General features: G+C 37.2%; 8 protein-coding genes. All 8 read left to right on the plus strand.

Translation table 11 applies throughout. From position 1 onward, the window contains the following. Positions 1-271 precede the first annotated feature (271 nt). Positions 272-3112, plus strand: a complete 2841-nt coding sequence (locus tag J8L85_RS05725; protein WP_211015417.1) for a helix-turn-helix domain-containing protein — start codon at positions 272-274, stop codon at positions 3110-3112. Between the two features lie 410 nt (positions 3113-3522). Further along, entirely contained in the window at positions 3523-4032 is a 510-nt protein-coding gene (locus J8L85_RS05730) for an outer membrane beta-barrel protein (protein WP_211015419.1), read from the plus strand. 21 nt (positions 4033-4053) lie between these two features. Next, the gene (locus J8L85_RS05735; RefSeq protein WP_211015421.1) at positions 4054-4929 is read left to right on the plus strand and encodes a DUF4412 domain-containing protein; all 876 of its coding nucleotides are present in this window, start codon (positions 4054-4056) and stop codon (positions 4927-4929) included. Between the two features lie 154 nt (positions 4930-5083). Beyond that, positions 5084-5677, plus strand: coding sequence for a hypothetical protein (locus J8L85_RS05740; protein ID WP_211015423.1), 594 nt, complete (start codon positions 5084-5086; stop codon positions 5675-5677). Positions 5678-5732: 55 nt separating this feature from the next. Next, on the plus strand, positions 5733-6086 hold the full coding sequence (locus tag J8L85_RS05745; RefSeq protein ID WP_211015425.1) for a hypothetical protein: 354 nt from the start codon (positions 5733-5735) through the stop codon (positions 6084-6086). Between the two features lie 430 nt (positions 6087-6516). Continuing rightward, entirely contained in the window at positions 6517-7386 is an 870-nt protein-coding gene (locus J8L85_RS05750; protein ID WP_211015427.1) for an SMP-30/gluconolactonase/LRE family protein, read from the plus strand. A gap of 982 nt (positions 7387-8368) precedes the next feature. Further along, a complete protein-coding gene (locus J8L85_RS05755; protein ID WP_211015430.1) occupies positions 8369-11566 on the plus strand; it encodes a TonB-dependent receptor in 3198 nt (1065 codons plus the stop codon). A gap of 51 nt (positions 11567-11617) precedes the next feature. After that, positions 11618-13381, plus strand: a complete 1764-nt coding sequence (locus J8L85_RS05760; RefSeq protein WP_211015431.1) for a RagB/SusD family nutrient uptake outer membrane protein — start codon at positions 11618-11620, stop codon at positions 13379-13381. Positions 13382-13537 lie beyond the last annotated feature (156 nt).

Genomic DNA, 13537 nt, shown 5'->3' on the forward strand with positions numbered 1-13537 from the left:
TTTTCAATTTTATAAAATCAGGAAGGTCTGTTTTTAGTTGGTTGTGTCTGTTCGATTTCACAAGAATTTTTTTTTGAATACTTATATTCTTTAATTTAGAACTGTAGCTTTCTGCTTTAAAAGAAGATGGTTGCTATCACATGCCTCGTCTGTGCAGAATGATTTTATAGGTAACGAGTAGTAAAATGTGATTTTGAAAATAGTTTACTTTTGGAAACCTAAAATAGGTTTTCCAATAATCTTCCCCCATAAAATTTAATAGGCTTTATAGATGGCTCTACGGATGGAACAATATGTTTTTTCGGGTAAGATAAAAGCAGTTTTATTGTTTGTGTTATGCCCATTGTTCCTATGTTGTCAAATTGTAGATGTAGAAACAGAAGTGGGGGATTGGAAAATATTGACCCAAAATGATTTATTGCATTTTGAGGACGACACTAGGTCTTTAACCTTTAGTGAGGTTCTTAAGAAAGAATTTACGGCGGCACAACAGGAAAACCAGAATAAGCAAGCAGTGCATTGGTATCGGTTTTCTTTGATCAACGAGAAAAACAAAGGCCAGTTGTTCATGAGCTTTCGGTTGGTTGATTATAGTGATGTATACGTTCCTGTAAAAGGAGAGGAAGGGTATCGTCACCATACAGTAGGGTTCTTTGCCAAAAAGAAAGAGAAGATTGTTGGAGGCGAACATCTTCAGATGTTGCGATTACAGACCGACGAAATTGACTTTTCGCGCCCTTTCTATTTTAATAGAAGGATGATAACACATTGGGCCAAAAATAATTGGGGACATTTGCTAGCATTTTTCTTTGCGGATGATAATGTTGCGTTAAGTCGAGATTTGTTATGGATTAATTATAAAGAAAGTGATATCTATTTTTATATAGGTGTTGTTTTTATTTCGTTTTTTCTGTTTTTGGTCAATTTTCTGATCAGTAAGAACAAAAGCTACTTAATATATGGACTATACCTATTAGGGGTTGCGCTATATTACGCCAACCGATTGCCGATTTTTTTAAATCTTTATCAAAACACCATTCCCGAGCTTTATTTTTATGTAAACCAGATCGCCCATATTGCCAACATCGGATGCTATACATGGTTTGTGTTTTATTTTCTCGATTTTAAAAATGCTTTTCCAAAGGCATATAAGTTTACCAAGAGGCTGCTGTTCGGGATTTTAATTTTTGGTATCCTCTATACATTGCAAATAATAGTGTTTCCGTATTTTTCATTACGATTCTTTGTAATAGATGCATTTCGGGTGGTAGTAATGTTGTTGTCCATAGGGTTATTTGTGTTTCTGATGTTTCAAAACCCAGATACCATAGCCAAAATTGTGCTCATTGGTAGCATGGTTCTTATAGCGGGCAATATATTGTCTCTTGTTATGGGGGATCATACCATGTTCTTAAAATTGATGGTTTTGGAAATTATTCTCTTTTCATTGGTGGTGGCCCTTCGTAATAAAGAAGTAAATGATGGGCGTCTTAGGTATAGGTATGATCTAGAGGTGGAGAAAATGAAACTTAAGACCTTAAAGGAACTGGACTCCGTTAAGACACGTTTTTATGAAAATATAACCCATGAGTTCCGCACCCCGCTAACACTTATAATTTCTCCTGTTGTTAAGAAACTGTCCGATCCTGAGCTATCACAGGAAGAAAGGGAAGAACTGGAGTTAATACAGCGAAATGCCGATAAATTGTTGGATTTGGTGAACCAAATATTGGATTTGTCAAAACTGGAAGAAGGTAATGTAAAGCTTACGGTAAGAAGGGGAGATCTAGGAGAAGTTATAGAACCATTAATAAACCCTTTTCGACAAGAGGCCAAGAATAAGAATATTGATTTTTTATGTCGTATAGAAGATATAGAAACAGCATGGTTTGATAAGGACATAATTGAGAAGGTGGTGGTTAACCTGCTTTCCAATGCGTTAAAGTATACACCCGAGAATGGGAGTGTACGTATTGAATCTTACTCTAAAAACGGGAATTGGATATTTATAATTACCAATACGGTCGATGGTGATGTAGCTATAGATGTATCAAAACTTTTTACCCGCTACTATAGGGCTAGTAAAAACATTCAGGGAACGGGTATTGGTCTCAATATAACCAAAGAACTGGTAGAGTTGGCCAAAGGGAATATAGTAGCCAATACCTTGCAAAACAATGAAATTCAATTCACCGTGTCGTTGCCCATAAAAAAATCATTGTTTATTGATAATATAGCCGATGATGTTGATGAAAAGATTATGGAGGTCAACCTTTCTACAGAAGTAGAAAACGGGAATAAAACTCTTTTGAAAGAGTCGAACAATACCTCTTTTATAAAAAACAAGTTAGAGGATGCTGAGTTGCCTAAATTATTAGTCGTTGAGGACAACCCTGAAATGAGGGCGTTTATTGTTTCAAACTTTAAAGGGGACTATCAAATAAAAGAAGCTGAAAACGGTCTTGTAGGAATAGATTTGGCAATAGAGTTTTTACCGGACCTAATCATTAGTGATATTATGATGCCGGTTAAAAATGGATTTGAACTTTGTGATGCCGTTAAGCAAAACATACAAACAAGCCATATTCCCGTAATATTGCTCACTGCCAAAGTAGGGGAAGAAAATGAACTACAAGGCTTTAAGACCGGGGCAGATGATTATATGACAAAACCCTTTAGTGTTAAAAAACTAAAAGTAAGGGTAAGGCAGTTGATTCAAAATCAAAAACAGTTGGGAGACTATTATGGAACCACCTTTAGCATAGATCCAGAGATGACGGTCTCAGAAACCGATTCAGAGTTTTTAAAATTACTTAAAGAGGTAATGGACGGGCATATAACCGATCCCGATTTTAATGTTGATGCTTTTGTCGGGGCTATGAATATGAGTCGAAGACAGTTACAGCGTAAATTGAAAACTATAATAGGAATGTCCCCGATAGAGTTCATCCGTAATGAACGGGTAAAATTGGCCGCCAAGCTTCTTAAGCTATCGGATGCTACTGTATCAGAAATTTCATATCAAGTAGGTTTTAAGACACCTTCGTATTTTATAAAGTGTTTTAAAGAAACCTATGGTTGTACACCTAGCGAGTTTTCTGAAAATCTTTAAACACCTTTTTTTTGGGCAACGTATATAATAGTTGTGTCAAGATTTTTCTCATTTTTAAATATATCATATTTATTTCGAGGGCTTTTGAAAGCCCTATAAAAACGAGTGTTCTCATGTGATGTCCAATTTGTGGCATCATTGGGTACATCTGTGGTATTACTTCATTCTTACCTCCATTAGTTTTACATCGGCTTACAGGTCATATAGGTTGTCCTGTAAACATACTAAGTAAACTGCCATGGATTCGAAATCAAATGATTCTTTAAATGAAAAGAAGATTTTTATGAGCATTGATCACTTAAAAAAAGGTATTTACATCTTGAGTGTTTTAGAAAATGGAAAGGTGATAAAATCAATAAGAATTAAGAAGCAATAATCGAAGTTTAATAATAATCAAAACCTTAATTAGAATGAAAACCACAAAAATTATTTTATGTATGACCCTATTGTTGTTGGGGGTTCAATATAGCAAGGCACAAGATGAAATGAGAATAGGAGGTATGCTTGCCTATGGCACCGAAGTAGAAAATATTGGTATAGGGGTTACCGCAGCTTTTCCTATCATGGACAAAATGACGATAGCACCTTCGTTCATATTCTATTTGCCAAAAGATGAGTTTGGTGTAAAGATCAATTGGTTTGAGTTGAATGCCAATGCCAATTATTATTTTCTTGATGAGGGAAACTTGGATGTATATGGATTGGGGGGACTTAACTTTAGTAGTGTGAGTGTGAAGTACGACAATGCCTCAATTTACGGAAGTGGACTTTCGGCAAGTGATGGTCGCGTCGGCCTGAACCTTGGGGGAGGAGCGAATTTTGATATTGGAACAAGCTTCTTGCTCTTTTCCGAATTAAAGTATGTGATCATAGACCAGGGACAGTTGGTAATTGCAGCAGGGGTGAAGTTTAGTCTGTAATCAATTAAAGAACTATATAAAATGAAAGCAAAAGCAATTGTACTAATTATTGTAATGTTCTGTTTTGCCCTGCCCATGAATGCGCAGTTTTTTGAGAAACTTGCAAAAAAGGCCGAAAAGGCAGCGGAACGTACAGTGCTGAACCGGACGGATAAGGAGGTTTCTAAAAAGACCGATAAGGCCATAGATGGTGTCGTTAAAGAGGGAGGTAAGAAAAAAAAGACAACTGATAAAGGCAATGCAACCACCAATGGAACTCTAGAGAAAGACTCTGGATTGCCTACAAGTATGTTCGGTGGTGCAAATATGGATATCGTACCGGACGAGTATAGATTTTCCTATGCGGTAAAGATGCTGATGACCACCGGTAAGGACAAGATGGATTTAACCTACTATTTAGAACCGGGGCAGACTTATTTTGGTAGTGAATTCGGTAATATGGATAATATAACGGTCATGGATTTTACAGCTAATATGATACTGATATTTGGTAATAGAGGTGGTCAAAAAACAGTTATGGGAATTAACAATAACAGTAAGTTGTATGAAAAATACCGCAGCAAAATGGTAAATGATACCAATTATGACCAAGCCAAGATAAAAGAGATAGGAAGCAAAAATCTCTTGGGGTATAACTGTTCTGGATATGAAGTTGTTACAGAAGAAGGAATTTCTAGAATATGGGTTACTAATGAGATACCTATAGGAAACATATATAGTGTATTTTATGATAATGAAGCCCCGGGTGGTCTGCCATTTGATAAAGAAGCAATGATCATGGAAATGGACTACAAATCAAATAAAGGAGCTAAGGGCAACTTTCATTTGATTTGTACGGACATTGTCAAGAAAGGCTTTTCAATTTATAAAAAGGACTATGCCTCAATGGGCTACTAGGCAGTTCCGGTAGCGGTAATCTTGTCAATTTAAATTCCCCTAAACAATACTAAAGAGCTATTACGGGCAATAATAATGTTCGTTGTAATAGAGAGGTGATGTAAACGGTCGCTCGCATACAACACCTTTAAGGTTAATCACTAAAGATAATATTATGAAAACAAAACAAAACAAATTGGCTTCAAGGGGAAAACCTATCTATTTTCTAGGTATGGTACTATTGACCTTAATATTTATGACAGGCTGTAGCGAAGATGATTCGGATGATGCTCAGACGGATGATCAGGTGAGTGGAGAGTATCCGGAATCATATGTGAAATTTACTATTTCAGGGTCAACGCTTAACGGGGATTATGAATTCTCCGATTTGAGTGAAGATGATGAATTTACAACATCGGGCCATCTTTATACAAAAGAGTCCGATCCTGATCTTCCCGAAGATCAAATACAGGTATCCGTGCGTAAGTCGTATACCGAATCCAATTTTTTGTTGGTAGCATCCCCCGAAACGGGTAGTCGCAATATTATCTACACCGGTGGACCCAATGATTTTGATGTGCGGGTATTGTTGTCTACAGAAGAAAACTATTATGCTAAAGAGGTGTCGGTAAATATTACAGAACTTGAGATTGCGGAAAGCGGTAGGGTGGTAAGTTGTAAAGGGACTTTTACTGGTGATTTCTATAGAAATAATTTAGTGGAAGATGATGTGCATGAAATAGAAGGCACATTCGAAATTAGACAATAACAGGTGCATCTTTGTTATAATGTCTCTATATAAACAATAGATCAAATAATGAGAAATGGAACAAGCGGAACAAAAAAATACGACAACAACAATAGAGGATGAAGGAAAGAAAATAGCGGTTATAGCATACCTTACATTTATTGGGCTCATAATCGCCTTTGTAATGAACAATGAGAAAAAATTACCTTTTGCCCAATATCATATTGCTCAATCCTTGGGGTTGGTGGTAACCGGAATCGGAATAGGGGTTATAGGTATGGTGCCTATTTTAGGGTGGTTCATTTCAATATTTGGAAGCTTTGTTGTTATTTATATGTGGATTATGGGGCTGTTGAACGCCGTTAACGGAAAAGAAAAACCTATTCCTATTTTAGGTAGGCAATATGAAAAATGGTTTGCGAACCTCTGATTCGGTTTTGACCTTTAATAGTGGGCAAGGGCGCAAGTGACCCCAATTAATTTCTTGGATCATCATTTTTGAGCGTTTTTATGATCGGATGAAGGACGTCTTTTTTAATTATTTCAGGGCGGGCATCGTACGTACGATGCCCGCCCTTATATTTTTCTTCCTTTTGGCGGATATTTCGATGGTTGGGCTATAAATGATGTTTGTTGTTAAATAATGAGAATTACCTGATAAACAATTTATGAACTAGGGCCATTGATGGGAAAATTTTTGTAAAATAAAGGAAATCAATATATCCTTTTTTGTTTAAGGGATTATAGATATTTTTAAAAGCCATTATAAAATTGGAAAGAGAACCCTATGAAGAAAGGAAGAGATACTAGTCCATATAAAGTTTAGTTGGCTTGTTCGTGAAAAATTTGATTATTGATTTATGAAAGCGGAACCAATATTTGAGATAAGACCAGTCCATGGAGAAGGCCCGGTTTGGTGCCCAATAGAGAAAAAATTCTATTGTGTAGATTTACTAAAGGGAACTTATTATAAGATTGATTTTCTAACAGGGTGTTTTTCTGAGTTTAGTGTTGGGCAAGAATTAGGTGTATTGGCACTTTGTACAAGTGGTAGAATAATAACAGGGGTGCGTGACGGGTTTGGTTTTTATGATGAGGAAAAAAAACAGTTGCGGTTAGTTGAAAATTCTCCTGAAATCAATGTTAAGAAAAGGCGAATGAATGATGGAGCCGTTGATCCTAAAGGCCGTTTTTTTGCAGGAACTATGGAATATGATGGGAAAAATGCTACCGGTAGTTTGTATCGGCTCAATACAGACCAAACTGTAACTTGTCTTGAGCGGAACATATTTATAACCAATGGTATGGGGTGGAGTCCGGATTGTAAAACCTATTATATGATAGACACAATGCGCAATGTTATGTATGCATATGATTATAATATAGAAACTGGTAATATTTCAAATAGGAGAAGACATATTCAATGGGGAAAAAATGAATTTCCAGATGGTATGACGGTTGATTCGGAAGGAGGTTTTTGGGTTGCCATGTGGAATGGTAAAAAAATCAGCCATTTTGATAGGGAAGGTATCTGGATAGAAGATATCAGTATTCCTGTGAGTTTTGTGACAAGTTGTTGTTTTGGAGGTGAAGAAAATAATACTTTGTTCATAACAACATCACGTTTGAACTTAACAGAAGAAGAGCAGAAAAAGAATCCTTTGGAGGGTAGATGCTTTGCGGTCAATACTAATACCAAGGGGCAAATAGAACCTAGATATAATGGATAGTTTAATTTATATAAACTCAATGTATTTAGCTTAGGTGTGCTTATGGGTTTGTGAAAATATTTTTTATCTCTTATTGCGTTTTAGTTCTATAAAATGATTCAATTATTGGGTCTGGGGTTTCATAAAACTAAATCCAATTTCAACGATCTTCATTTTTACAATATTTAAACTAAAATGAATTCTTCAAAGAATTATTGTTTCCCAATGCTTAATATATTAGAATAATATCGTTCATGTCAACCAATTTTTGGGCTGTATAGATTTTGGATATTTTTTAGCGCGAATTAACAGGTTTTTTGTTTTTCCTCACATATTTGACTAGTCATTTGATGGATTTTTGGGAATATTTTATTGTGAATCACTTAATAGGTGGCCGGACTGCACTTAATCTCAATTTCTTTTAAAAAATTAGTATAGGCCTAGGTGCTTTTTCTGTTGGGTTGCTTCAATGTCCGATAGTGGTATATAGTTTGGGTGAATTATTTGTTTTAGGTGTTAAGGGCATATGGTCTATGCGATATAATTCTTAGTATGGCCCTTGTTGTTATAAGTGTTTTGTAAGGTAGATTATTGACGTTTGATCAAGTTACAAAAGAACTTTTTTTTGCCATTTAAGTGGAGAGTTTATTGCGAATTTCTGCACTTTATCTTGAGTATTCAATAAATAATTACATAAAATTAACATAAAACATAAAGTATTTTGCTTAATTTTTTGCTAAAATTTGCATAATCCTTAATTTGCTGAAGAATTTATTTGCGATTTATGAAAATGAGATGTAAAGAATCCTTAAAATTCATGAATTTTAGAGTTTTTACGCTATTAAATAGTCAATAATTCATTTTTGATAATTTAATTTTAGCGATTATGAAATAATTAACATAAAATATTAATTGTAGGTGGGTCACTCAATTCAAATATCGCCTATGATTGATTTCTTTAATAACTAACAACAATCAATATTAACTTAAACTTTAATTATTTATGAAGAGTACTTTGTTGAAGGGGTTATTACTGGTCGGTGCATTTTTATGCGTCGGATTAGTAAAAGCTCAGACGGTAACGGGAACCGTTGCGGATGAAACTGGACCATTGCCTGGGGCCAGTGTTCTTATTAAGGGTACAACGAACGGAACCCAAACCGATTTTGATGGAAACTACACATTGGACAATGTGGAAGGTAATGCCGTATTGGTATTTAGTTACATTGGATATAAAACTGTTGAGATTCCCGTAAATGGTCAATCCACCATTAATGTAACGTTGGAAGAGGATGCGGCTGCTTTAGATGAAGTAGTGGTAACAGGTTATGGCTCACAATCTAAACGAGATGTAACAGGTTCCGTATCTACAGTAGATGTGGAGGAGCTTACGGCTGTGCCAGCGACCACTTTCGCCCAACAGTTACAGGGTAGGGCCGCCGGTATCGGAATTGTAAGTGATGCTACACCGGGTGGTGAGGCAAAAGTGCGTATCCGTGGGTACGGTACTATTGGTAATAACGACCCCCTATATATTATAGATGGAGTGCCTTCAAAGTCACAAGCTAATTTGAATCCTGGGGATATAGAATCGTTGCAGGTATTAAAAGATGCATCTGCGGCTTCCATATATGGTTCGCGAGCTGCGAATGGTGTAATTATCATTACCACCAAAAAAGGTAAAATGGGAAAACCTGTTATCAGTTATGAAACGTACTATGGTATGCAAACGGCTGCTAATGACGTTGAGGCCTTAAATGCGGAAGAATTGGGTCAATATTTGTATTTGGCCGATTTATATGCAGGTAAAACACCTAGCCATGGCCAATATACTTTTGGTCCTAACGGTGAAGTGACTATACCAGATTATGTGTTCCCAAGTGGGGCCATGGAAGGTGATTCTGGTACCGATCCAAGCCTGTATGCTTTAGAGCCTGGTAATATATATGCTATTACACGTTCTGCCGATACCAACTGGTGGGAAGAGTCTATTCGTTCGGCTCCGATCTTAAACCACCAGATAAGCGCGTCCGGAGCAACGGAAAATGCTAGATATGCGTTTACCCTAAGTTACTTTGAGCAAAAAGCGATTACCAAATTTGTAGGTTATAATAGAACATCTATTAGGGCCAATACAGAATTTAAGGCTTTGAACAAGAAATTGACCATAGGAGAGAATTTAACCGTAAACTTGGATAATAGAAAAGGTGGTTTTTCCAATGATGATGAGCAAAATACAGTTTCAGGTGCTTTTAAACACCATCCATTATTACCCGTTTACGATATTGCCGGTAATTTTGCCGGTAGTAGAGGAGCAAATTTAGGTAATAACTTTAACCCTGTGGCGGTTTTAACTAGGGATAAAGACGATAGAAGATACCGAGCAAGAGTCTTGGGTAATGTTTTTGCCAATTTGGATATTACCGATAATCTGGAACTTAAGACAAGTTTTGGTGTGGACGCGGAAAACGAAAGGGGAATAGACCTTCGTAGGCCTCAACCAGAATATGTAGAAGGTAACTTTATTAATGGTTCTACCTCGTCCAATGCCTATGAATATCAATGGCAATGGAATACGGTACTTACTTATACCAAAACATTTAATGAAAATCATAATGTTACTGCTTTTGTTGGTGTAGAAGGTATTCAGGCTTATGGTGAATTCTTTAACGCTAGTAGAAATCAGTTTGCCTTTGAAACTACCGATATATTAAGGTATCTAAGATTGGGTGATGCTACGACCGCTTCCAATGATGGGGCTTCTTATCTTGATTATACCTTGTTTTCTCAATTCGGGAAATTCAATTATGACTATAATGGTAAATATTTGGCGCAGGTCATATTAAGAAATGACTCCTCTTCTCGATTCCAATCGGCTTCTAGAAGTGCCTTTTTTCCTGCTTTTAGTTTAGGATGGAGGGTGTCTGATGAGAGTTTTATGGATAACATAGAATGGATAGACGAATTAAAGTTAAGATACGGATGGGGTAAAACGGGTAACCAAGAAATTGGGGATTACAATGCCTATACTACGTATCGTTCAAATATATTTAATGCCGGTTATCCTATAGACGGTTCTACAAGTGCGCCTACTATTGGTTTTGATGCTTCTGGTTTTGGTAACCCTGATGCAAAATGGGAGACTACCACATCAAACAACTTCGGTATTGATTTATCGATGTTCGATAGTAGGTTGAATATGAACGTTGACATATGGGATAGGGTAACATCGGATATGTTGTTTCAATCACCTATTACCTATAGTGCCGGTGATGCCAGTGCACCTTATTTTAATGTAGGGAAAATGACCAATAAAGGGGTTGATCTTTCTCTTAATTGGAATGAAAACAAAGGCGATTGGGGCTATGGAATCGGAGTTAATTTCTCACAATACAAAAATGAAGTAAACCAGTTAAGTGAAAGTGCCGATACTAGGTTATTTGGTGATGCATCTCGTGTGCCATCCTTAACGGTAACAGAGGCCGGTAGTCCAATATCATCATTTTATGGTTTTGTGACGGAAGGTATTTTCCAAAGTCAGGCCGAGGCTGATGCTTGGCCGACCTATGGAGATTATAACGCTCCGGGTAAATTGAAGGTTAAGGATATTAATGGCGACGGTGAAATTACAGATGATGACCGTACCATAATCGGAAGTCCACACCCTGATTTTACTTACGGTATTAATTTAGATTTTAATTATAAGAATTTGGCCTTGAATATTTTCGGTAACGGTTTTCAAGGAAATGACATCTATAATTATGTTCGTTATTTTGCTGATTTTAACACGTTTCAAGGTAATAGGTCCAAAAGAGCATTGTACGATGCTTGGCAACCAACAAACCCTACGGCTCCTCGAAGCGAGTGGGTAGCGGCAAACCCAAATGCCACCGTTCCTATTATGGATGCCAACGATCAGGTAAGTAGTAGACCTTCTTCTTATTTTATTGAAGATGGTAGCTATTTCCGATTAAAGAACGTTCAGTTGACATATAGTTTTCCAGAGGATATTTTGGAAGGTATAGGATTGTCTAGGGCACAAATTTATGTTCAAGGACAAAATTTAGCTACTTGGACTAAATATTCTGGTCTTAACCCCGAAATTAATTCTAGTAGAAGTGATGCGACCTTAGGGTTTGATGGTGGGTTTATGCCTGTTTCAAGAACCTATACTTTAGGGTTAAGGGTTAGCTTTGATTAAATATTTAAAGATATGATCGTGAAGAATTTGAAAATAAATAAATTATAGACAATGAAAAAGATTAGAATAATTTTCGCAGCACTAACAGGACTTTTAGTCTTGGTTACGGGCTGTAGCGATGAATTTTTGACCCGAGAGCCCGAAGGGCAGTTTGGTCAGCCAAGTTTGCAGACAGCGGATGGGGTAGAAGGTATACTCTTAGGTGCTTATGCAATGATCGATGGGGCGGGCCTAGACGGTACGGCCGATTGGAACGTAACTGTAGAGAACTGGGCCTTTAATATAGCGTCCGATGACGCTTTAAAGGGTACAGATGCAGGTGACCAACCAGAACAGTCCTTTATTGAGGCCTATGACTTTCAGGCTTTTAATGGGCATATTACGAACCGATGGAGATCTTTGTATAAAGGTATTGCAAGAACCAATGATGCCATTGTTTCTGCAAGAGCCGTAGAAGAGATCGATGATGCTAGAAGAGAGCAAATAATAGCGGAAGCTAGATTTTTGAGAGGCATTTTTCATATGGAGGCGCGCAAAATGTGGAAAAGACCACCATATATCAGTGATGAAGTATATGATATCAACGATGTAAACAGTACTTTGGTGCCGAACGATCGCGAGATCTGGCCAGATATTGAGGAGGATTTTAAGGCAGCAGCAGCTGTGCTGCCGGAAACTCAATCTCAGGTGGGTAGGCCTACAAGTTGGGCAGCCAAGGCCTTTTTAGCAAAATCCCTGGTATATCAAGGATGGAATGAGGATGGCTCTGCCAATATTGCAAAATTGGAAGAGGCCAAGCCTATTTTAGAAAATATACTTAACGATGGACCTTTTAGTTTGGCAGAAAAGTTTCAAGATAATTTCTTGGTAGCTACCCGTAACAATTCTGAATCTATTTTTGAAATTCAGTATGCAGTTAGTAGCGCTGCTGACCAGGCTTCTTCTAGAGGTATGGGATTGGCGCATCCGTATATTGATCCATGGGGTTGCTGTGGTTTTTATCAGGTTTCGCAAAACTTGGTAAATGCATATCAAACAGAGGATGGTTTACCATTGTTGGATAACTTTGATGATACCGATGTACCTGCAGATATAAACGAAGAAGACTATACTTCTCCGGTAACTACACCTTTAGATCCAAGAATAGACCATACCGTAGGTAGACCTGGTATCCTGTACAAAGGATTTAAAATTTATGATACTGACTTTGTACGTGATTTATCGTACGCCGGACCATTTTTCTCTAAAAAGCACGTAGCGGAACCAGAAGGTTTCGGTATTGGTGGATGGGGAAATTTAACCGCAAATAACTATCGTTATATGAGGTTGGATATGATTATTCTTTGGTTGGCCGAAGTAGAAGTTGAATTGGGTAACCTTGAACCAGCTAGGTTATTGGTGAATAGAATTAGGGAAAGGGCAGCAAACCCTGCGGATTTTGTACCTAAAGCTACAAAACCGGAAGACGGCGGAAGAAATGACTTTGTTATAGAAGAAGGTGTTCCTGCTGCCAATTATCAAATTTCCACCTATGAAGATGCTTGGACAGATCAAGATTTTGCCCGTAAGGCGGTTCGGTTTGAAACAAGGTTGGAGTTTGCTATGGAAGGACATCGTTTCTGGGACTTAGTAAGATGGGGTATTGCCGCAGAAACTTTGAATGCATATATCGCGAGCGAATCAGAGCATAGGAGTTACCTTAGTGGAAGATCTTTTGTTGAAGGGAAAAATGAATACTTCCCGATACCTTCACAGGCTATAGATAGATCTTTTAAAGAGGGTACTGCAACGTTAACACAAGATCCAGCTTATTAATTAATAGGATCAATAGCCTATGAGTTAAAGGCTTTGTAATAATTATAATTTAAAAGGCCATGGTGTATTTACACCATGGCCTTTTTTGTTATTGTAATCATCTTACCTAATTGTGGGAAACTAGTTTTATGAAAAAAAGGACCTTTTATAACAGGG

The sequence above is a fragment of the Maribacter sp. MMG018 genome (genome assembly GCF_018100785.1).
GTDB lineage: Bacteria > Bacteroidota > Bacteroidia > Flavobacteriales > Flavobacteriaceae > Maribacter.

Coding starts and splice junctions, on each gene's coding strand:
- J8L85_RS05725 (WP_211015417.1), top strand. CDS start 272: ATGGCTCTACGGATGGAACAATATGTTTTTTCGGGTAAGATAAAAGCA.
- J8L85_RS05730 (WP_211015419.1), top strand. CDS start 3,523: ATGAAAACCACAAAAATTATTTTATGTATGACCCTATTGTTGTTGGGG.
- J8L85_RS05735 (WP_211015421.1), top strand. CDS start 4,054: ATGAAAGCAAAAGCAATTGTACTAATTATTGTAATGTTCTGTTTTGCC.
- J8L85_RS05740 (WP_211015423.1), top strand. CDS start 5,084: ATGAAAACAAAACAAAACAAATTGGCTTCAAGGGGAAAACCTATCTAT.
- J8L85_RS05745 (WP_211015425.1), top strand. CDS start 5,733: ATGGAACAAGCGGAACAAAAAAATACGACAACAACAATAGAGGATGAA.
- J8L85_RS05750 (WP_211015427.1), top strand. CDS start 6,517: ATGAAAGCGGAACCAATATTTGAGATAAGACCAGTCCATGGAGAAGGC.
- J8L85_RS05755 (WP_211015430.1), top strand. CDS start 8,369: ATGAAGAGTACTTTGTTGAAGGGGTTATTACTGGTCGGTGCATTTTTA.
- J8L85_RS05760 (WP_211015431.1), top strand. CDS start 11,618: ATGAAAAAGATTAGAATAATTTTCGCAGCACTAACAGGACTTTTAGTC.